Annotated in this window: 19 protein-coding genes and 1 tRNA gene; 7 read left to right on the top strand and 13 right to left on the bottom strand. The window is 38.8% G+C overall.

Annotated features, from left to right (window positions below):
• Positions 1–4 precede the first annotated feature (4 nt).
• The 7 genes from GWI97_RS11485 to efp form a co-directional block, all read right to left on the bottom strand.
• Entirely contained in the window at positions 5–1,456 is a 1,452-nt protein-coding gene (locus GWI97_RS11485) for a hydrogenase 4 subunit D (protein WP_161751991.1), read from the bottom strand.
• A gap of 6 nt (positions 1,457–1,462) precedes the next feature.
• Complete coding sequence (locus GWI97_RS11480) at positions 1,463–2,413, bottom strand: respiratory chain complex I subunit 1 family protein (RefSeq protein WP_036934336.1); 951 nt, start codon at positions 2,411–2,413, stop codon at positions 1,463–1,465.
• A 12-nt stretch (positions 2,414–2,425) separates the two neighbouring features.
• Positions 2,426–4,441 carry a hydrogenase 4 subunit B gene (gene hyfB, locus GWI97_RS11475; RefSeq protein ID WP_036934337.1) on the bottom strand — a complete coding sequence of 672 codons (2,016 nt, stop codon included), beginning with the start codon at positions 4,439–4,441 and terminating at the stop codon, positions 2,426–2,428.
• A gap of 1 nt (position 4,442) precedes the next feature.
• Positions 4,443–5,063, bottom strand: a complete 621-nt coding sequence (locus GWI97_RS11470; protein ID WP_036934340.1) for a 4Fe-4S dicluster domain-containing protein — start codon at positions 5,061–5,063, stop codon at positions 4,443–4,445.
• A 321-nt stretch (positions 5,064–5,384) separates the two neighbouring features.
• On the bottom strand, positions 5,385–6,281 hold the full coding sequence (locus GWI97_RS11465) for a pirin family protein (RefSeq protein ID WP_036934342.1): 897 nt from the start codon (positions 6,279–6,281) through the stop codon (positions 5,385–5,387).
• A gap of 160 nt (positions 6,282–6,441) precedes the next feature.
• On the bottom strand, positions 6,442–6,918 hold the full coding sequence (locus GWI97_RS11460; RefSeq protein ID WP_036934344.1) for an RpiB/LacA/LacB family sugar-phosphate isomerase: 477 nt from the start codon (positions 6,916–6,918) through the stop codon (positions 6,442–6,444).
• A gap of 718 nt (positions 6,919–7,636) precedes the next feature.
• Positions 7,637–8,203, bottom strand: coding sequence for an elongation factor P (efp, locus tag GWI97_RS11455; RefSeq protein ID WP_036934346.1), 567 nt, complete (start codon positions 8,201–8,203; stop codon positions 7,637–7,639).
• Positions 8,204–8,247: 44 nt separating this feature from the next.
• Here efp and epmB point away from each other — a divergent pair, with 44 nt between their 5' ends.
• Entirely contained in the window at positions 8,248–9,276 is a 1,029-nt protein-coding gene (epmB, locus tag GWI97_RS11450; protein ID WP_036934348.1) for an EF-P beta-lysylation protein EpmB, read from the top strand.
• Positions 9,277–9,382: 106 nt separating this feature from the next.
• On the opposite strand, the gene GWI97_RS11445 is transcribed toward epmB, so the two are convergent.
• The 4 genes from GWI97_RS11445 to GWI97_RS11430 form a co-directional block, all read right to left on the bottom strand.
• Positions 9,383–9,724 (bottom strand): DUF4156 domain-containing protein, encoded by a 342-nt coding sequence (locus tag GWI97_RS11445; RefSeq protein WP_036934351.1) that lies wholly within the window; start codon positions 9,722–9,724, stop codon positions 9,383–9,385.
• Positions 9,725–10,309: 585 nt separating this feature from the next.
• Positions 10,310–11,956, bottom strand: a complete 1,647-nt coding sequence (gene groL, locus GWI97_RS11440; protein WP_036934353.1) for a chaperonin GroEL — start codon at positions 11,954–11,956, stop codon at positions 10,310–10,312.
• 52 nt (positions 11,957–12,008) lie between these two features.
• Positions 12,009–12,302, bottom strand: a complete 294-nt coding sequence (locus GWI97_RS11435; protein WP_036914050.1) for a co-chaperone GroES — start codon at positions 12,300–12,302, stop codon at positions 12,009–12,011.
• A gap of 169 nt (positions 12,303–12,471) precedes the next feature.
• Complete coding sequence (locus tag GWI97_RS11430; protein WP_036934356.1) at positions 12,472–12,978, bottom strand: FxsA family protein; 507 nt, start codon at positions 12,976–12,978, stop codon at positions 12,472–12,474.
• Positions 12,979–13,352: 374 nt separating this feature from the next.
• Here GWI97_RS11430 and aspA point away from each other — a divergent pair, with 374 nt between their 5' ends.
• The 6 genes from aspA (at position 13,353) to GWI97_RS11400 (ending at position 19,408) form a co-directional block, all read left to right on the top strand.
• Positions 13,353–14,777 carry an aspartate ammonia-lyase gene (gene aspA, locus GWI97_RS11425; protein ID WP_036934358.1) on the top strand — a complete coding sequence of 475 codons (1,425 nt, stop codon included), beginning with the start codon at positions 13,353–13,355 and terminating at the stop codon, positions 14,775–14,777.
• A gap of 158 nt (positions 14,778–14,935) precedes the next feature.
• Positions 14,936–16,261, top strand: coding sequence for an anaerobic C4-dicarboxylate transporter (locus GWI97_RS11420; RefSeq protein WP_036934359.1), 1,326 nt, complete (start codon positions 14,936–14,938; stop codon positions 16,259–16,261).
• A 183-nt stretch (positions 16,262–16,444) separates the two neighbouring features.
• Entirely contained in the window at positions 16,445–17,017 is a 573-nt protein-coding gene (gene dicD, locus GWI97_RS11415) for a division control transcriptional repressor DicD (RefSeq protein ID WP_036934361.1), read from the top strand.
• Between the two features lie 295 nt (positions 17,018–17,312).
• A tRNA-Phe gene (locus GWI97_RS11410) sits at positions 17,313–17,388 on the top strand.
• Positions 17,389–17,710: 322 nt separating this feature from the next.
• A complete protein-coding gene (locus GWI97_RS18630; protein WP_115370964.1) occupies positions 17,711–17,839 on the top strand; it encodes a type II toxin-antitoxin system YhaV family toxin in 129 nt (42 codons plus the stop codon).
• A gap of 603 nt (positions 17,840–18,442) precedes the next feature.
• Positions 18,443–19,408, top strand: a complete 966-nt coding sequence (locus GWI97_RS11400) for a helix-turn-helix domain-containing protein (RefSeq protein WP_036934362.1) — start codon at positions 18,443–18,445, stop codon at positions 19,406–19,408.
• A gap of 72 nt (positions 19,409–19,480) precedes the next feature.
• Here the strand turns inward: GWI97_RS11400 and GWI97_RS11395 are convergent, their stop codons facing one another.
• Positions 19,481–19,765: a ferredoxin gene (locus GWI97_RS11395; protein WP_036934363.1), complete on the bottom strand. Its 285-nt coding sequence runs from the start codon at positions 19,763–19,765 to the stop codon at positions 19,481–19,483.
• The gene (locus GWI97_RS11390) at positions 19,762–21,048 is read right to left on the bottom strand and encodes an FAD-dependent oxidoreductase (protein WP_036934364.1); all 1,287 of its coding nucleotides are present in this window, start codon (positions 21,046–21,048) and stop codon (positions 19,762–19,764) included. Before GWI97_RS11390 ends, GWI97_RS11395 begins: the two co-directional genes overlap by 4 nt.
• Between the last annotated feature and the right edge of the window lie 22 nt (positions 21,049–21,070).

The following is a 21,070-nucleotide window of genomic DNA, read 5'->3' as shown; positions in this document are numbered from 1 at the left end:
TCCCTTATCCTAGCCAAGTGACTGCGATAACACTGGATGCAAAGGACATAATAATCAGTATTCCAATGACAATTTGCATTGCCATAGGAACTGGCTGTCCTTCCTCAACCTCTTTACTGAGTTTGCCCGGCACAACACGACCAAACCAGTAGATAAACCAAGTGAAGCTAGCCACAGATTCAATCAACACTAGCACCATAATTGGTGTCATCACCCAGAAAATACTCGACAATTCAAAGCCTGCGGCAAAAATTGGGAATTTACTAAAGAAGCCATTAAGTGGTGGAACACCTGCAATTGCCAGCGCAGCAACACAAAAACCCACGCCCAATAATGGATATTTATTAATTAGCCCTTTTAAGCGAGGCAACATACGAGTACCACAGCTATAACTCAACGCACCCGCAACTAAGAAGAACAAGCTTTTAGCGAAGGCATGGTTAAAGATATAAGCAATACCGCCTTCAAACGCTTCGCGTGGTCCAAAGATAGAGATAGATAATGCGAGAAAGATATAAGAGAGCTGAGTAATCGTTGACCATGCTAATAGGCGTTTCATATCTTTTTGTGGCAGATACATCATAAAGCCATAAATCAGCGTGATTACTGCCATGGTAATACCTACCCATCCAATAAGATGAGGAACATCACCATCTGCTGACATAATTGCACGAGCAAAGATATAAACACCGACTTTCACCATTGATGCTGCATGTAAGTAAGCACTTACAGGGGTTGGAGCTTCCATTGCATCAGGTAACCAAGCTTGTAGCGGTAATTGAGCTGATTTCCCCCAAGCCGCAAAGAGAATACCGCCAAACACAATCAGTTTGGTTGATTCATCTAAGGTTGCAATGGCGGTTAATTCAAATGTACCCGTACTGACAAATAAGGTTGCAGCCGCAAGATAAAGACCGATTGAAGCAACGTGAGTGATCAATAATGCCTTCATTGCTGAGCGGAGTGATTTTTCAGATTGGTAGTAACCGATTAATCCCCAAGAACAACCCCCTGTGATTTCGAAAAACAGGAGTTGGCCCAAGATAGTTGATGAAAGCACTAGACCTGCCATCGCACCAATAAAGATCAGCAGGAAGGCATAATAGCGACGAGTCCCTTCATGAGGATGCTCACGGTTGCCATCAGTCAGATAACCCGTGGAGTATAAACTCACCAGTAATCCTAAGAACACAACAGCGAAAGCAATCAAGGTACTCACACGGTCAATGGTAAAACCAAAGAGTGCAATATCACCATATTGTACTAGCGTAATTGTCGTATCGACTTTACCTTCAGCGAGAAACTGCCAACCTAAAGCAACCGTTCCTAATGTGGCTAATAAAGCGAACAGTGTACATAACCACTTCGCCATCCGATTTGGCATTAAGGACGTAATCAGCGCCCCCGCAAATGGGATGAGTAAGGTCGCAAGAGCTATATTTTCCATTGTAATCATCGCTCCTTATAGACCAGTTAAATAGAAAACAAGAGCCAGTGCTGCAACACCGAATCCTAACCATGTCACATGGTGAGTTAGCAGGAAGCGACCACGCGCTAAACTGTTTTCAACCAATGACGCTAATACAAACACCACTAACAATTTCACCGCCATTAAAACTAACGCTATGATCAGTGCAATGAAGGTGAATTCTGTTGCTTTACCGAAAGGAATAAATATGGCTAAGAACAGTTCAGCTACTACGACTTGTTTTAAGCCAAGACCCAATTTCACCATGGCAAAACCAGAGCCTGAATACTCAGTTAATGGCCCTTCTTGTAACTCTTGTTCAGCTTCAGCAACGTCAAAGGGCATTTTGCCCATTTCGATAAATGCCGCAAAAGCACAAGCTAATAAGGCTAACAATGTGGCTGTAGGTGATACCCAACCTTGAGCCAGTGTTGCACTGATGGTGCCAACGTTGGTTGAACCCACAATCAAAGCCACCACAATCAGTGATAACACTAAAATTGGCTCAACTAACACACCCAGTGTTAATTCACGGCTAGCACCAATACCAGCAAATGGACTTCCTGAATCCAGACCAGATAAAGAGAAGAAGAAACGATAAAGTGCAAACAGATAAATCAGTGCAATAAGATCAGCCGCACCCGCAAACAGTGATGTTGCAGTAAAGACGGGCAGTGCCATAGCAACCACTAACATACTTCCGAGTAACACATACGGCATCACTTGGAAAATCACACCAGATTGCTCAGGCGCTACTGATTGGCGTTTAAATAACTTAAAGATATCTCGATAATCTTGCAAAATTCCAGGGCCTCGACGCGAATGCATCTTGGCACGAATTGTGCGCGAAATACCTGTACATAATGGGGTTATCGCCAGCAAAAAGAGTGCTTGTATTAGTGCGAATATTCCCATCATTAACGTAGGTGCTTCTTGGAAAGTCATAAGTCCCTCTCCTTACGCTGCGATGACTAAAAGCAAGATGACCAGCGCTGCGACAACGTAGAGACAATAGAGTCTGAAATCCCCACCTTGTAGGCATTGGATACGTTTTGCAAAGCGTTGGATACCACGAACCAGAGGATAAATAATGCGTTCATCCCAGAATGGTTCGACCTTTTCAGCACCGAGCTGTGTTTTATTAAAACCACGAGACAGCAATGGAGATGGATCAAGTTGTTTACGCATACGATAAAGTGGTGCAAACATACTACGTAACGCTTGAGTAAAGCCACCTGCTGACACTGCCATGTCTTTTTCCCATACATAACCACACGCCCAAGGATCACCTTTACGACGAAACGCAGGTTGATTGCCTTTCAGGCCGAGATAAATCAGGAATGGGATAAGCGGTAAGGCAATTAATAAAACAAATGTTAATGCTGGAGAGAACATTGCTTGTGATGCGGTATCAGGAACAAGCATTGCGCCTTGAGTCACGGTTAATGCGCTGGTTTCGCTAAGTGACATTGCAATATTTGCAATAATTGGCGCAACAAAAGCAGCCCCCACACCTAACACAACACAGAAAAGTGCTAATAAACCCATTGCAATCGTCATTGGTAAAGGCACTTCTTTCGCTTTTGTTGCTTGTTCGCTACGCGGGCCACCACAGAAACTAACACCATAGACCTTAACGAAACACATTGCCGCTAATGCCCCTGTAATTGCCAACATAATAATGGCAATTGGGCCACTTAAGCGCATTACAAAGTTACCTTCGTAACTCATCGAGAAAAGAGATTGATAGGTATACCATTCACTAACAAAACCATTTAATGGTGGTAACGCTGAAATCGCCATACAACCAATTAGAAAGGCTGTTGCGGTATAAGGCATTAGTTTTGCTAAGCCCCCCATCTTATCCATATCACGAGTGTGAATTTGGTTAATAATGGCACCTGCACCAAGGAATAATAATCCTTTGAACACCGCATGGTTTAATAAGTGATATAAAGCACCTAACAGACCAAGTGCTGCTATAACAGGATGATCAGTTGCCATTCCTACCATGCCAACACCCACACCCATTAAAATGATGCCGATATTTTCAACAGTGTGCCATGCGAGTAAGCGTTTTAAATCATGCTCTGCTAAGGCGTACATAACACCTAATACAGAAGAAACAGCACCAAACCCAAGAACAACAATGCCCCACCACATTTCGGTGGCACCTAATAAATCGATACCGACTTTGATTATCCCAAAGATACCAATTTTAACCATTACACCTGACATTAATGCCGATGCGTGTGAAGGCGCTGCAGGGTGAGCTTTTGGTAACCAACTGTGTAATGGCAACATACCTGCTTTGGCACCAAAACCAAAGAAACCCAGTAAGAACACTACAGAGGCCATTGCAGGTGAAAGAGAGAGTTGACGGAATGAATCAAAATCAAGGCTACCACTTTCACGCCACATCAAGAAGAAGGCAATCATGATTAACACGGAGCCTGCGTGAGCGATAAAGAAGTAAAGTAAACCTGCGTGAATAGATTCGTCATCTTGATCAGCAATCACTAAGAACCAAGAAGCCAGCGACATCATTTCGAATAGGATAATAAAGTAGAACGCATTATCCATCACCACTAAGCCAACCATAGAAGCAATAAACAGATTCATAAAGAATCCCATGCTCCAAGCGCCACGTCCTTTATATTCTTGCACATAAGCAAGAGAATAAAGTGCACATACACTGACCAATAATGAAATAACGAACACCATAAAGGCGCCTAACATATCCATACGTACTACGAAGGCTGCAAATTCAAATGGGCCTGCCGCGGTAAAAGTGGCGATCTCACCACCCAAAATAACCGGTAATGCACTTAAAACACCTAAAACACCGCCGATGATTGCGCTGATCCCTGAAATAAGGATTGCCAACCCTTCCTGTTTCTTTAAAAACAGTGCAATAACGCCACCAACAACATACAGGATGACTGACCACAGCAGTAACTGAAGAGGTTCCATATTACTTCCGCTCCTGTGTCAAAGTAGATAAATCGTCAAGACTTGTGACAGGTTCCATCACAGAATCTAAGCGACGCGTTTTCATCTGCTCTTCAAGTTTGTCTTCTTCAACTAAATGCAATGCATCTGTCGGACACACCTTGACACAAGCAGGACCTTCATCAGAGAAAGCACATAAATCACATTTCACTGCAATAGCACGGACACCCACATTCCATGCAAGAAATGGGTTGGTTGTTGGAAGGCTTGCTGGCACATCCGCCAACATCTCTTCAGGAACAAAATGTTCAAAAACCGCTGGTAAGTTAACGGGCTTACTGCCTGATGGTGTAATTGCCCCAAAGGGACAAACCAAACCACATAACTTACAGCCAATACACAGGCTCTCATTAAGAAAGATCATATTATCTTCATGAGTGATGGCATTGACTGGGCACACGCGAGCACAAGGAGCATCCTCACAGTGCCGACAAAGCATCGGTGCTGTTTGATCCTCCACTTTTACCACTGTAAGACGCGGATGCGCCTGTAACCCCACAGCTTGGTGAACTTCTGAACAAGCTGCCATACAGGTATTACACCCTATGCATCGTTGTGGCTCTGCAATTACAAAGCGATTCATTCGCCACATCCTCCGAGAAAAACGTTTAACAGCATTACTGTCGTCAATTTTTCTTTAGATGAAGCATATTTCATGCCAAGAGAGGTTCTAATTTATTTACGATAAAAATCATTGAGATAGAAATATAAGAAGGGATTAAGAATGACGTATCGACAATAATGACGTTGACAGTAAGTGGTGAGTTATAAACAACAATTTTGTCGTCACTATGATTAGATATCAAAAATAGCGGAGCATAGAGAAAAAAATGGCTGAATTATCGTTAGATAACTCAGCTAAGTTCAAATACGTAATATTAATATTTTCTTTTATAACATAAAATTAAGGCATTAAAGGCGATACCAGTGGTGTTCTTTCATCATTAACCACTTTACCAAAACGTGCACTGCCCGCATTCCAATCGGTGATTGCTTGTTGAATTTCTTCCTTACTACGACCAATAAAATTCCACCACATCAAAATATTTTCCTTTAAAGGTTCGCCACCTAAAAAAAGAACTTTAGTATCATCGCTTAATTGAATAACTAACGATGACTCATGTTGTGTACTAATATAAGCAAGTTCATTAGCTGTAAAAATTTCACCTTTAATGGTCATTTCGCCCGTTAAGACAAAAAGTCCATATTCATATTTAGGATTTAATGATAAGGAAATACCCGTAGCATGTTTTGCCATAATATCCATGCCAACCATGGGTAATAAACATAATACGGGAGAGTTGTAGCTTTGATAATCACCGATTAATAACGTGAAGTCAGCGCCATCAGCTTGCCATTTAGGTAGTTCAGGATAGTGATCAAAGCGCGGTGGCATATTTCTTTTATCGTTTGGTAGCACTATCCATAATTGCGCCAGATGGACCTCTTTTTTATCGCCGTGACTATCTTCTGAATGGCTAATACCGAGGCCTGCTGTCATCAAATTAACTTGTTGAGGGCGAATAACTTGCTGAAAACCGAGACTATCGCGATGTAAAACTTCCCCTTCTAACATCCAAGTAAAAGTTTGTAAGCCAATATGGGGATGTGGCGAAATGGCTAATTTATCGATAGAGTCATTAAAAACAGTAGGGCCTAAATGATCAAGAAAACACCAAGGCCCAATTAAACGTTGTTTTTTATCAGGTAAAGCACGATAGGTTTCAATCCCTCCAACATCTCGCATTTTAGAGGTAATACGTAATGGGGCATTTACTGCATCATCGTGTTGATGTTCCACTGTTCACCTACTTTTAATTTCTTGTTGAGTCATAAAAATGCTTTGTTTATTATTTTAATATAGATACTAAATCTTTACCTATTTTATAAGCAAAATATATCACTTAGTAAAAAATAAGCCTGAATATTCAGGCTTATAAAGGTGAGTCATTAAACTTGACTTAATTTTTATAAATTCTCTTTTCTACTTGTTTCATTGAATTTAAGCCAGATTGTAAATCTTCCGGTGTTGCTTCTGAAAAACCGTCTGTAAAGGTTGCTGATAAATAAGCGTCAACCATCATTTTTGCTTTAAATGGGGTAATTAATAATCCTCCCATAGCGAGAATATTACAGTTATTTATAATTTTACAAAAACGAGCACTGGTAACGCTTTCACAGACACCACAATAAACATTTTTATGTTTATTCGCACTGATACTCACCCCCATTCCTGTACCACAGAAAACAAAGCCAATATATTCAGGATGTTCAGAAATAATCGAACCAACTTTATCACCTACATCACAATAGCCAATAGGGCCTAATTCTGTGAGATCTTTTATTGTGTAGTTTTTTTCTGATAAATAAGATTTAATCGTGTTTTTAAGCTCAAATCCTGAAGGATCTGCCCCCATAATAATCATTTTATTTTCCATATAGCCTCCTAAATGAATTTAAGGTCTACGGGTAAATATAAGGCATTGATAACATTAGAATTGAAAAAAAATCAACACCTATTCTTTATATTCAATCTAAATAAAGTATAGATTATAATTCTGTTATCTGTTTTTTAATATGGGAAATTTATAAAAAGAAGAAATAGAAACTTATTCTATATATAAGATCTTCAACCTATGAAATAGGTGATTTTTATTGCAGTATAAATATAGATAATAAAAAAATAAAAGAGATATATCAAAGTAAATGTCTATATAGAAAGGGTTTCCCTAGTACAAAAATATAAAATAAAGATCAATAATATTACAGGATTAATGTTTTTATCTATACTCTTCAATATCTCTTAAAGGAAAGTCAAAATAACTTAAAATAAATATTGCTGTGGATTATCTTTACCAAAATAACCGACACATTCATTCTAAGAAAATGGTTATTTTTTACCAATTCCAATATTGAATATAGCATTCAGTTTTGGCATTCAAATATAATAAAGGGATAAATAAATTAGGCACAAAATAATAACATAGAAAATAAAATAATGTAGTAATACAAATCACTCAGTTTTTTAGAAAGAATATACCGTCTATTATTCAATATTTATCAATTAAAATAAAAAAATACCGCAAATAGTTAACATTATCTGCGGTAATTAATTATTGTACTTGATATTGTAACTCAGTAAAATAATCTATACGATTATTTTACACGTGATACGTATTCACCTGAACGAGTATCAACTTTAATAACTTCACCGATTTGTACAAAAAGTGGAACTTTAACAACAGCCCCTGTACTTAATGTTGCAGGCTTACCACCAGTACCCGCAGTATCACCTTTCAGGCCAGGATCAGTATCAACGATTTCTAATTCAACGAAGTTTGGTGGAATAACAGCAATAGGGCGGTTATCCCACAGTGTTACGATACACTCTGCTTGGTCGATGAGCCATTTAGCATTTTCGCCAACGGCTTTCTCGTCTGCGGCTAATTGTTCAAAGGTTTCGTTATTCATGAAATGCCAGAACTCACCGTCGTTGTATAGGTAAGTTAAGTTGATATCCATGACATCAGCACCTTCTGCTGAATCAGTAGATTTAAATGTTTTTTCCAGTAATTTGTTAGAAATCAGTTTACGCAGACGCACACGAGCAAATGCCTGACCTTTACCTGGTTTAACAAATTCACATTCAGTAATGACGGCTGGCTCGCCATCTAACATGATTTTAAGACCTGAACGAAAATCGTTGGTATTATAAGAAGCCATGAATATCCTCTAACTTTTTTAATTTAAAATGGCATAGCCAAAAAATGGCACACATTGTAACTCATAATCACCCCACCAGAGAAGTCTGGTTAACACAACTCGCGCAGGCAATCAGTGATCCTGTTGAATTACTCCAACTTTTAGCATTGGAACATCACGCTGATCTCCAAAAAGGGGCTCAGGCGCGACGGCTTTTTCCGCTACGGGTTCCCCGTGAATTCGTTGCACGCATGAAAAAAGGCGATCCTAACGATCCATTACTTTTACAAGTATTAACTGCAAATGCTGAATTTACCCTAACACCGGGATTTTCTACGGATCCGTTAGATGAGCAACAAAATGCGGTGCCAGGTTTATTACATAAATATCAGAATCGTGCATTGCTTCTGGTCAAAGGTGGTTGCGCTGTCAATTGTCGCTACTGTTTTCGTCGTCATTTTCCTTACGAAGATAACAAAGGAAACAAAGCGAATTGGCAAAAGGCAATAGAGTATATCAAAAATAACCCAAAACTCGATGAAATCATCTTCTCCGGGGGAGATCCTCTGATGGCAAAAGATGATGAGCTTGATTGGTTAATCACACAATTAGAAGCCATTCCTCATCTTAAACGTTTACGCATCCATTCTCGTTTACCTGTGGTGATTCCTGCTCGTGTCACTGATGTACTATGTCAGCGCTTACAACAATCACGTTTGCAGAATATTATGGTACTGCATACAAATCATGCGAATGAAATTAATGACGTATTACGAGAAGCGTGCTTAAAGCTAAAGAAAGCCAATGTCACTTTATTAAATCAAGGTGTGTTATTGCGAGGTGTTAACGACAACGCTGAAGTTCTCGCAGAATTAAGTCGCGCCCTGTTTGATGCAGGCGTTATGCCTTATTACTTGCATGTTCTAGATAAAGTACAAGGGGCGGCTCACTTTATGGTGCCAGACAGTGAAGCTAGAGAGATTATGAAAGGACTTATGAGCTTAGTATCAGGTTATATGGTACCTAAACTTACTCGTGAAATTGGTGGTGAACCAAGCAAAACATTGTTAGATCTCGGATTACGCCAACAATAATCAATATCGCAGAAACAAAAAAGCTGTAGTTCAATTCATTATGAAGTGACTACAGCTTTTTATTTTCTATTAGTAGACTAATAAATAATGAATAATTTACCTGCCTTTATTGGCATTTATAAACTTGCCCACTCATTTTGCTATCTAATGGTGCAAAGCTATCAACGAAACTGCCTGCGCCAGTACCAACGTTAAAAATAACGTTACCGCCCATTGCCGCTGCTTTATTACGTAAATCATTAGCAGCACCACGCAGTGATTGACTTTCAGTACGGGAACCTGATAACCAGTTATTTTGAACACCTGTCACTGTTCCTAATAATTGGCACTCACTGCCTGGTTGCGTATCAGTGATTTGTACCTGTGAGCCCGCAGTGGTTAATGTGTTTGTTGCAGAACAGCCCGCTAATAACAACGCAGTAGCTCCCAATAACAATTTAATTCGCATGATCCCCTCATTTATTTGAGTGTCCGTTTAGTTACGACAACAATATACCTTGTCATCCCTCTGATGCGCAAAAATAAATCATTATTACTATCTCACATTAGCCAATAGCCTTAAGATATTATTTTCGCTTTACACTTATTTTAACGTACAAATTCGGCTTTGAGATAGACAAAGCAACAATGCATCTATTCTACACCGCTTTTAGGCTTTTAAAACAATCTGACCTATTTTCAGCCTGCACAGTGCGAGAATGAACACATTATTTGTTCATTTTTTTAAAATTGTCAGACAATCAATCCCCTCTGCCGAATAATATTGCCCCAAAAATAAACGTGGTGAAATAAAGAGAAATACAAAAACAAGTGAATAAAAAGCCACCTCAAAACACAAAATAGGCCAACAGGCACCTACCACAACTGGGAGCAACGACAAAGGGTTTTTTCTGACAGTGAGCGGGATAACCACACATAATGACAGCAAAAGAAAGGCAATGACAACTACAACAACGATCTGTTATCTCATAAAATGACATAAAAAAACCGAGCCTAAGCTCGGTTTTTTTATGTAAAACAGTAAGCTGATGAATTACATCATGCCGCCCATTCCACCCATGCCGCCCATACCACCAGCGCCACCTAAATCCATTTTATCATCTTTAGGTAAATCAGTGATCATTGCTTCTGTTGTGATCATCAGACCTGCGATAGATGCAGCAAATTGCAGTGCAGAACGAGTGACTTTAGTAGGATCTAAGATACCCATATCAATCATATCGCCGTAAGCATCCGTTGCAGCGTTATAACCGTAGTTACCTTCACCTGCTTTCACGTTGTTTACAACAACTGAAGGTTCTTCACCTGCGTTAGCAACGATTTGACGCATTGGCGATTCCATTGCACGTAATGCAACGCGGATACCTACTGTTTGTTCTTCGTTATCACCAACCATCTCACGTAGCGCGTTAGCAACACGAACCAGCGCAGTACCACCACCCGCAACAACGCCTTCTTCAACTGCTGCACGAGTTGCATGCAGAGCATCGTCAACACGAGCACGTTTTTCTTTCATTTCCACTTCAGTTGCTGCACCGACTTTAATTACTGCAACACCGCCCGCTAATTTAGCGACACGTTCTTGTAATTTTTCACGGTCATAATCTGAAGTTGCATCTTCGATTTGTTGACGGATTTGAGATACACGGCCACTGATTGCGTCTTGATCACCTAAACCATCAATAATAGTGGTAGTGTCTTTGTTGATAACAACACGTTTTGCTTGGCCTAAATCTTCTAACGTTGCTTTTTCTAACTCCATGCCGATTTCTTCAGAAATCACAGCACCGTTAGTTAACGTTGCGATATCTTGTAACATTGCTTTACGGCGATCGCCAAAGCCAGGAGCTTTAACCGCAGCAACTTTAACGATACCACGCATGTTATTCACAACTAATGTTGCCAGTGCTTCACCTTCAACATCTTCAGCGATGATAAGTAGAGGTTTGTTGGCTTTAGCAACTGCTTCTAGAACAGGCAGTAACTCACGGATATTTGATACTTTTTTATCAACTAACAGAATGAATGGGTTTTCTAATTCTGCTGTACCTGTTTCAGGTTTATTGATGAAATAAGGAGACAGATAACCGCGGTCAAACTGCATACCTTCAACAACATCTAGCTCATCTTCTAAGCCAGTACCTTCTTCAACAGTAATAACCCCTTCTTTACCGACTTTATCCATCGCTTGTGCGATCAAAGTACCAACAGTTTCATCAGAGTTTGCTGAAATTGTACCAACTTGAGCAATCGCTTTAGTATCTGAACATGGAACAGACAGTTTTTTCAGTTCTTCGACTGCGGCAATAACCGCTTTGTCGATACCACGTTTCAGATCCATTGGGTTCATGCCTGCGGCAACTGCTTTTAAGCCTTCGGCAATGATTGATTGTGCTAATACTGTTGCAGTTGTAGTACCATCACCTGCCGCATCATTAGCTTTAGAAGCAACTTCTTTCACCATCTGCGCACCCATGTTCTCGAATTTATCTTCGAGTTCAATTTCACGTGCTACAGATACACCATCTTTAGTAATAACTGGTGCACCGAAAGATTTATCTAAAACAACGTTGCGACCTTTAGGGCCTAAAGTTACTTTAACTGCATCTGCAAGAACATTAACACCACGTAACATTTTATTACGAGCATCTACACCGAATTTGACGTCTTTAGCTGCCATCGTATATTTCCTTTGAATTCGTTCAGTTTAAGAAGATCTTAAAAGAGAAAAATTATTCTTCTACAATTGCTAAAATGTCGCTTTCAGACATGATAAGCACGTCTTCGTTATCAATTTTTTCTGTTTTAACGCCATAACCGTCGTTAAAAATTACGATATCGCCAACTTTAACATCTAGTGGTTTAACGTCGCCGTTTTCCATAATACGGCCTTGCCCCACGGCTAAGATTTCGCCACGAGTAGATTTACCCGCTGCAGTGCCAGTGAGAACGATACCGCCTGCTGATTTAGCTTCGACTTCTTTACGTTTAACAATAACACGGTCATGTAATGGACGAATCTTCATTAATAGTGCTCCTATAAAAAAGTCCATATCAGGATTAAGGTTGATACCAGTGCCTAAGATGAACCAGTACCATGACGATACAGGTGGGGGCATCCGGTAAAACTTCAAGGGGAGAAGTGTGTTTTTTTTTCAAATTTTCCCCTTTTTAGTCGATTATGCTTTGGGCTAATTATTTTTTGTCAGAAAAATGGTCATTATTCTGATCTTCGCCCTTATTATTCAATTGGTTACTTGGTGAATCTTCTTTGCGCTGATACTCACCTTCAAAAGTGGTGCCATTCTGATGTGAAGAAAATCCGCCTTGAGTATGACCTGCTGAATAAACACGAATACGAGAAATCAATTTAGTCACTAGCAGTGCTTGCAATGGTGGCAGTAATAACAGTAATCCCAAGAAGTCAGTAAAGAAGCCTGGGATCAACAATAGAATACCTGCCAATATTAACGAAACACTTTTCACCATTTCAGCAGCAGGTACTTCTCCTACCGCTAATTTTTGTTGCATTGAAGCAATATTTTTTACGCCCTGATTTTTTACCAATGAGACACCAACACAAGAAGTCAGCACCACAAGGAAGAGTGTTGTCAGTACGCCAATAGAAGATGCCACATTGACGAAAATAACAGCTTCTATATAAATAAGAAGACAGATAACAATTAATGGGAGCCAACGCACGTGGTTCTCCTTTTTATAAAAAAAGATTCATATTATTAATAGAAAGGAGTGTGAACTACATCTAAGCTGATGGTTTACGAACTCGCTTTTTCTTAGTTTATCTACATAATAATGGGGAGCCTAACACTCCTTTTCAAGGGGTATTAAAAAGAGAAGTAGAACTGTAAAATCCATGAGATAGATCACAAAAAGAAAATATTTAGACGTTATTTACGTATAAAGTGATCCAGCTTAAAGGTATTTGTTCACAACCCGAATATGATCATGTCAGTACCAAGCAAAACGGTAAGTTATATTACATTATTAACCGTTAACGATATATTTTATTAACAAGCGCATAACTAGACAGTTAAAATTTTAATAAGAAGGTTCTCATGTCAAATAAAACTCGTATCGAAGAAGACCTGTTAGGTAAAAGAGAAGTTCCTGCTGATGCTTACTACGGCGTCCATACTTTACGTGCAATTGAAAACTTCTACATCAGTGATCGTACCATCAATGATGTTCCAGAATTCATCCGCGGTATGGTCATGGTGAAAAAAGCAGCAGCATTAGCAAACAAAGAACTTCACACTATTCCTCGTGAAATCGCTGATACGATTATCAAAGCCTGTGACGTAGTATTAGAAACAGGTAAACACATGGATCAATTCCCAGTTGATGTATTCCAAGGCGGTGCAGGTACTTCATTAAATATGAATACCAATGAAGTTATCGCAAACATCGGTCTGGAATTAATGGGTCACCAAAAAGGTGAATACCAATACCTGAACCCAAATGACCACGTCAATAAGAGCCAATCAACAAACGACGCTTATCCTTGTGGTTTCCGTGTAGCGGTTTATAACTCTGTAATCAAGTTAACTGAATCTATCGAACTGCTGAAAGCAGGTTTTGATAGAAAAGCGGTTGAGTTTAAAGATATCCTGAAAATGGGTCGTACTCAATTGCAAGATGCTGTACCAATGACTTTAGGTCAAGAATTCCACGCTTTCTCTGTATTAATGAAAGAAGAAATCAAAAACCTGAAACGTACTGCTGAGTTACTGTTAGAAATGAACTTAGGTGCAACAGCTATCGGTACTGGTCTGAATACAGCGCCTGGTTACCAAAAACTGGCTGTTGAAAAATTAGCAGAAGTAACTGGTTTAGCCTGCGTTCCAGCAGAAGACTTAATTGAAGCAACTTCTGACTGTGGTGCTTATGTAATGGTTCACGGCGCATTAAAACGTTTAGCTGTGAAAATGTCTAAAATCTGTAATGACTTACGTTTACTGTCCTCTGGTCCTCGTGCAGGTCTGAAAGAAATCAATCTTCCAGAACTACAAGCAGGTTCTTCAATCATGCCAGCTAAAGTAAACCCAGTCATTCCAGAAGTTGTTAACCAAGCTTGCTTTAAAGTTATCGGTAATGACACTTGTGTCACTATGGCTGCTGAAGCAGGTCAATTACAATTAAACGTAATGGAACCAGCAATCGGTCAAGCAATGTTCGAATCAATTTCTCTGTTAAGCAACGCTTGTCGTAACTTAGTAGAAAAATGTGTTGATGGCATCACTGCGAATAAAGAAATCTGTGAACACTTCGTCTTCAGCTCAATCGGTATCGTTACTTATCTGAACCCATTCATTGGTCACCATAATGGCGACATCGTTGGTAAGATTTGTGCAGAAACTGGTAAGAGCGTACGTGAAGTTGTTCTAGAACGCGGTTTATTAACCGAAGAACAACTGGATGATATCTTCTCTATCGAGAACTTAAAAAACCCGGCTTACAAAGCAAAACGCTTCGATGATTAATAATTATGTTTTATAACATGACACTGTTAAACATAAGAATGAGCTCTTAAAAATACAAGGCACGGACTCTTTAAGAGACGTGCCTTTTTACTTGATTGTAAAAACAAAAATTTAACTTATCTTTCTCATTTTTTTAATTATCTCAAGGAGTAAACGCTATGCTAGCCGTAGAATTGATTATCGTTCTGCTGGCCATTTTCCTCGGTGCGAGACTTGGGGGAATTGGTATCGGGTTTGCCGGTGGTTTAGGGGTTTTAGTTTTAGCTGCTATCGGTGTTAAACCTGGTTCAATCCCTTTTGATGTTATCTCCATCATTATGGCTGTTATTGCCGCAATCTCTGCGATGCAGGTTGCTGGTGGTTTGGATTACCTTGTTGGCCAAACTGAAAAACTGTTAAGACGTAATCCAAAATACATCACAATTCTTGCGCCAATTGTGACTTATTTCTTAACACTATTTGCAGGTACAGGGAATATCTCTTTAGCAACACTGCCCGTTATCGCAGAAGTTGCAAAAGAACAAGGCATCAAACCTTGCCGTCCTTTATCAACAGGTGTTGTTGCCGCTCAAATCGGTATTACTGCATCTCCAATCTCTGCTGCGGTTGTTTACATGGCATCTGTCATGGAAAACCCTGCAATGGTCGGTGAAGGTAATACAGTAAGCTACATCACTCTGCTGTCTATCTTATTACCAGCAACGTTCCTTGCTATCATTCTGATGTCCTTCATCATCTCTTGGGTATTTAACTCAAAACTGTCAGATGATGCGGTCTATCGTGAACGTTTAGAACAAGGTCTGGTTGAGTTACGTGGTAGCCAAGAACGTAGAGAAACATTACCTGGTGCTAAATCATCTGTAATGCTGTTCTTATTGGGTGTTATCGGTGTTGTAACTTATGCTGTTATCAACAGCCCAAGTTTAGGTATCGTGAAAGAGCCGTTAATGAATACCACTAACGCCATTCTTATCATCATGCTGAGTGTTGCAACCCTTATCACTATCTTCTGTAAAGTGAAAACGGATACTATCCTCAACTCAAGTACTTTTAAAGCAGGTATGAGTGCATGTATCTGTATTCTGGGTGTTGCATGGTTAGGTGATACTTTCGTTTCAAGTAACATTGATTGGATCAAACTGACTGCGGGTGATTTAATCACTGGCCACCCTTGGTTATTAGCCGTTATCTTCTTCTTCTGTTCTGCACTGTTATATTCACAAGCAGCAACAGCAAAAGCATTGATGCCAATGGCTTTAGCTCTAGGTGTATCTCCATTAACTGCAATTGCCTCTTTCTCTGCGGTTTCTGGTCTGTTCATTCTGCCAACTTACCCAACACTAGTTGCGGCAGTTCAAATGGATGACACAGGTACAACTCGTATTGGTAAATTAGTCTTCAACCACCCATTCTTTATCCCAGGTACAATTGGGGTGGTATTAGCGGTCGGATTTGGTTTCCTCTTCGGCGGTATGATCCTGTAGTTTGAAGTAAAAAACGAAAACATTGCAAAAAAGCGCCTAGCGCTTACAAGAAATAAAAAAACAGAAAATACCCCGTCGCAAGATGGGGTATTTTCATTTTACCCTGCCGCCTCTTGCTTTCATTTTTAGTTAAAGTCTGCTAATTATGATGTTTTCGCGACAACGTGATTTAAGGAGATTTCAGTGCAACGTGAAGCGTTATTAGACCACGTACTTATCCAGCTGGAGCAATATGGCTTAGCGGCGACTTTACCGGAGCTTCTTCAAGATTCCGGTATCAATAAATCTCAACTTCACCCATTTTGGCCTGATAGAGATGCCTTAATTTTTGATTGTCTTCGCCATCACGGGCAACAAATTGATATTTGGCAACGCCAAGTGATGTTAGATGAAAAACTGACTATCGAACAAAAGTTACTTGCTCGTTATGATCAGCTCGCCATGCGTTTAGAGAAAAACCGTTTTCCTGGTTGTTTATTCGTTGCTGCTTGTAGCGCATACCCTGATGAACACTCTCAAATCCATCAATTAAGCCAACGTCAAAAACAAAGCTCATTTGATTACTCTAAAACGCTACTACGCGAGCTTGATATCGAAGACAGCGAGTTAGTTGCTAAACAGATGGAACTCATCTTAGAAGGCTGTTTAAGCCGTTTAATGGTGAATCATCATGCTGATGATATTATTACAGCAAAATTATTGGCAGAAGACATTCTTAAGATTGCTCAATGCCGTAAAAATGGCGCATTAAGTTAGTTTTGAGTACTAGGAAACGAGAAAAAGGATCCATTTTTTCGTTTGTACTCAATTTCTCTCTACTGAATAACAAAAAACAAATTTAATCATCAAAAAAGAGAAAGTTTTCTCTTCGACATGCAAAAAAGTGAATATCTTTACTGATTGTTATTTAAGCATTTTTTACTAAAAAATTGCTTATGATGAAAATTTAAACTCGAATAGAATAAAAAGAAAGCAAACGAACTTATTTTTGCATTTTTTATTAAAAAGACGTTGACGCATCACGCTGAATACGGTTTAATGCGCCTCGTTAGCCCGAATAGCTCAGTCGGTAGAGCAGGGGATTGAAAATCCCCGTGTCCTTGGTTCGATTCCGAGTTCGGGCACCATCTTTAGAAAAACCAGCCTTAGGGCTGGTTTTTTGCTTTCTAGCCTTTTAAAAAATCTTTCTCTCAATATCCTAGCTATTTCTTTTCTTATATGTTTAACAACACTGATGTGATCTCACATCAATTCAAAATAGAGTTGTATTCATAGTATTTCAATTAATTTGAAGCACTGAAAAAATATCCAGAAGATTATCAGAAAAAAGCAGATACAAAAAATTTTTGCTCATATATTGAAATCTATAGTAAACATCACAAATGCTCCACGAACTCCAGAGTTTAGATTAGGTAACACCTAGGTGAAGAAAATAAAAATTGATCACGAATTAAATTAGTAAATGGAAGATATCGTTTATTTTTTAGATTCAGTTTTAAGAAAAAGATCATTATTCTAGTATGGATAAATGATAATGGTTTATACATCGAGCAACCTATTTCAGAGCCACGATATTGACTTGTTCACAACAAATAAAAATTATTATCGTGAACATCATTAAGATTAAATATCTTTACTATTAATACATCATGATATCAAAGGAAGATTTGTTATAATATATAATATGAATATTATTAATACTTAAGTTTATAAAAATTTAATATAATCATTAACGCTATTATTAACAATAAATAACAACATTATTTAACAAGCGATTATACTCCGTACATAAAATCCATATTAACCTACACTCTGAAAAGAATGAAATAAATAAGATATTAATAAGAATCACTCTTAATTTATTTATGAGATCTCACTCTAAAGATAAGAAATTAACTTAGGATTAATATCATAGAAGTGGTAGCATCAAAAATGCTATGAATTAAATATATAATTTAAATGACTTTAGTTTAAATAAATTAAAAACTTTTAAATATATTATCTTCAATTTATTAACAAAGAAAAGAATAAGTATCTTCGCTAATAATTATTTAAATTTACTATTCTAATTTTAAGATTAAAGTTATAAAAATATTATTCTAATTCAGTCTAGTTTATGTCGTTTTTATACTAGATTGATAGCAACACAACAAAAAAACTTTCAATAAAAGTGGGCGTACTATGAAAAGCATGTTTACGACTCGGGAGCTCCCTGACGTAGATCGGTTTTCCGTATTCAGGGATACAATAAAAGACCGCTTTTTATCGTCTTATGAATGCAATGAAGTCGAATTGCCCCCTCATTCTCGATTTTATGCCAACATTGTCGAGCAAAAGGTGACAAATATTCGCTTTATTCAGCTAGAGTCTAATGGTCACTGGGCGAGTAGTCGTCCTTTAGCTAATAAACTTAGCTTAGAAGAGCATTTCCAAATTGAGATACAACGTTCAGGAACTAGTCATCTTACCCAAGATGGGAGAACGGCATTTCTACGGCAAGGTGACTTTTGTATTTTTGATATGGCAAGACCTGTATCATGGTCTTTTGATAACGACTATTCGTTATTTAAGATCCTGATCCCAAGAGAAAAATTAGCATCACGTTTAGGCAACACGCAAAATCTGACTGCAAGGGCAATACGTGGTAATAGTATCACTGGTTCATTAGTATATAGCTTTGTGATGCGCTATATCCCTTTTTTGGATTCGATGCCACCACAACACGCTCAACAACTTGCCGATATTTTATTGAATTTAATTACCTCTGCATTTAGCGAATTCAGTATTGCGACACCACCTCAAAGCTTAGGAAGATCAACGCTGTTTTATTTTGCTCAACACTATCTTGAACAACATCTTTCCGATCCAGATTTAAGTGTTAATGAATGTGCTAGTGCCTGTGGGATCTCAGTGCGCTATTTACAGATGCTTTTTAAAGAACAAAATATGTCTGTACATCGTTGGATCTACCAAAAACGTCTTGAGAATTATAAAACGGCATTAGTTAACCCGCTTTTAGCAGAGAAAAATATTACACAACTAGCTTATGAATGTGGATTTAGTGATATTTCTAATTTAAGCCGAAAATTTAAATCTGAATTTTTTATGACTCCATCTGAGTATCGAAAAATACATTCTTTAAGATAAATAAATGAATTATCTCCCTCTCTAGTTTAGATTTTGGAGGTTATTCTAGAGGGGGAGATAAAGGTGATTACATTAGCCGTAACGAAATTCAATACCTAATGTGCCACAGGGATATTCCCATTTCTTTAAAATCGTCTCGCCACATAACACACGGCAAGTGCCACACTCTAAACACCCAGCATAATCAAAAAGATATTGCCCTTTATCATCTTTTTTATATAAGCCAGCGGGGCACGCTTTCATTAAGATTTCAAATTGTGCGGGATCGATATCATCTTTTAAGACAATATGTGGATTTTCTTCATCTACATTAAATTTATTAACGCCTAATTTAACGTCTACGTTTACTTGACTCATAAAGAACGTACTCCTTTAAAGCCATCTTTAATTAAGTTCATCACACCGACTTTCTTCACTTGAGACAGTATTTTCTTACGTACTGGTTTTTCTGGGCCATTAATCACGAATAAATCGTGCATGACATTAGTGGCCATTTGTGGGTAATCCGTGAAGAATCTGGTGTTATCAAGGAAAGCAGGTAGATCTTTATATAGCTTCATATCTTTCATAACAAAGCTGTCATTTAATAAAGATTGATAACAACTCAGCTCTTTTTGACTGTAGCTGTTTTGTTCTTTCGCCATTAAAACCGCTTTTGCGGCCGCTTCACCTGAAGCAATTGCCAGATCCATTCCTCTTACGGTATAACCCACATTGAGGCAAAATCCTGCGGCATCACCCGCCACTAAGACCCCATCTTTCACTAATTCAGACACCATATTCATGCCACCTTCTGGCACCATATGCGCTGAATATTCTAATAATTTTCCGTCTTTGATAAGGGGGGCAACAACAGGATGTTGTTTAAAATCTTCTAATAGTTGAGGAACTGTTTTTTCGAACTTATTGACATTATGCAGCCCTAAAACTAGGCCTAAAGAAACAGTATTTTTATTGGTGTATAAAAACCCCCCCCCTAAATACCCCCCTGATGGAGCCCCCGCAAAAAGCCAAGCTAACCCTTCATCATTGGTGCAACCAAATCGATCTTCCATTTGTTGTGGTGTGAATTCTAGTAATTCTTTAACTCCTACCGCCACGGTATGAGGATTAACTTTCTGCGTCATACCTAATTGCTTCGCTAACAGTGAATTCACACCATCAGCTAAAATCACGACATTGGCTTCAATTTCATCATCACCCGCTTTAACCCCACAGACTTTGCCATCTTTTACTAATACTTCATCAACACGAACGCCCGTGATCACTTGTGCGCCAGCATTTTCCGCTTTTTCCATTAACCACTGATCAAATGAAGAACGCAATACAGTATAAGAGCGTGCGGCTTCCTCTTCCTGCTGAGTATGCTGATAATCTAACGTAACTCCATCGGTTTCCGTTAACATGGAAATTTTTTCGCGCGTCACAAGACGTTCAACAGGCGCCTCTTGGGCAAAATTAGGGATGATTTTTTCAAGACTATGCGCGTATAAACGCCCTCCCGTCATATTTTTACTGCCAGCGAAATTACCTCGCTCAACCACTAATACATCACATCCTGCTTGCGCTAAAACATAGGCAGCAGTACCACCAGCAAGTCCACCACCCACAATAATGGCGTCAAAAATATCGTCTGACATACTTTTCTATCCTTTTATTATC

This window comes from Proteus sp. G2300 (genome assembly GCF_009915965.1).
Taxonomy (GTDB): domain Bacteria; phylum Pseudomonadota; class Gammaproteobacteria; order Enterobacterales; family Enterobacteriaceae; genus Proteus; species Proteus vulgaris.
This window is presented reverse-complemented; position numbering and strand designations above follow the sequence as displayed.

Excerpts from the sequence above, each read along its gene's own strand:
- GWI97_RS11485 (WP_161751991.1), bottom strand. The coding sequence starts at position 1,456 with ATGATTACAATGGAAAATATAGCTCTTGCGACCTTACTCATCCCATTT.
- GWI97_RS11480 (WP_036934336.1), bottom strand. The coding sequence starts at position 2,413 with ATGACTTTCCAAGAAGCACCTACGTTAATGATGGGAATATTCGCACTA.
- hyfB (WP_036934337.1), bottom strand. The coding sequence starts at position 4,441 with ATGGAACCTCTTCAGTTACTGCTGTGGTCAGTCATCCTGTATGTTGTT.
- GWI97_RS11470 (WP_036934340.1), bottom strand. The coding sequence starts at position 5,063 with ATGAATCGCTTTGTAATTGCAGAGCCACAACGATGCATAGGGTGTAAT.
- GWI97_RS11460 (WP_036934344.1), bottom strand. The coding sequence starts at position 6,918 with ATGGAAAATAAAATGATTATTATGGGGGCAGATCCTTCAGGATTTGAG.
- efp (WP_036934346.1), bottom strand. The coding sequence starts at position 8,203 with ATGGCTTCTTATAATACCAACGATTTTCGTTCAGGTCTTAAAATCATG.
- epmB (WP_036934348.1), top strand. The coding sequence starts at position 8,248 with ATGGCACACATTGTAACTCATAATCACCCCACCAGAGAAGTCTGGTTA.
- GWI97_RS11445 (WP_036934351.1), bottom strand. The coding sequence starts at position 9,724 with ATGCGAATTAAATTGTTATTGGGAGCTACTGCGTTGTTATTAGCGGGC.
- groL (WP_036934353.1), bottom strand. The coding sequence starts at position 11,956 with ATGGCAGCTAAAGACGTCAAATTCGGTGTAGATGCTCGTAATAAAATG.
- GWI97_RS11435 (WP_036914050.1), bottom strand. The coding sequence starts at position 12,302 with ATGAAGATTCGTCCATTACATGACCGTGTTATTGTTAAACGTAAAGAA.
- aspA (WP_036934358.1), top strand. The coding sequence starts at position 13,353 with ATGTCAAATAAAACTCGTATCGAAGAAGACCTGTTAGGTAAAAGAGAA.
- GWI97_RS11420 (WP_036934359.1), top strand. The coding sequence starts at position 14,936 with ATGCTAGCCGTAGAATTGATTATCGTTCTGCTGGCCATTTTCCTCGGT.
- GWI97_RS11400 (WP_036934362.1), top strand. The coding sequence starts at position 18,443 with ATGAAAAGCATGTTTACGACTCGGGAGCTCCCTGACGTAGATCGGTTT.
- GWI97_RS11395 (WP_036934363.1), bottom strand. The coding sequence starts at position 19,765 with ATGAGTCAAGTAAACGTAGACGTTAAATTAGGCGTTAATAAATTTAAT.
- GWI97_RS11390 (WP_036934364.1), bottom strand. The coding sequence starts at position 21,048 with ATGTCAGACGATATTTTTGACGCCATTATTGTGGGTGGTGGACTTGCT.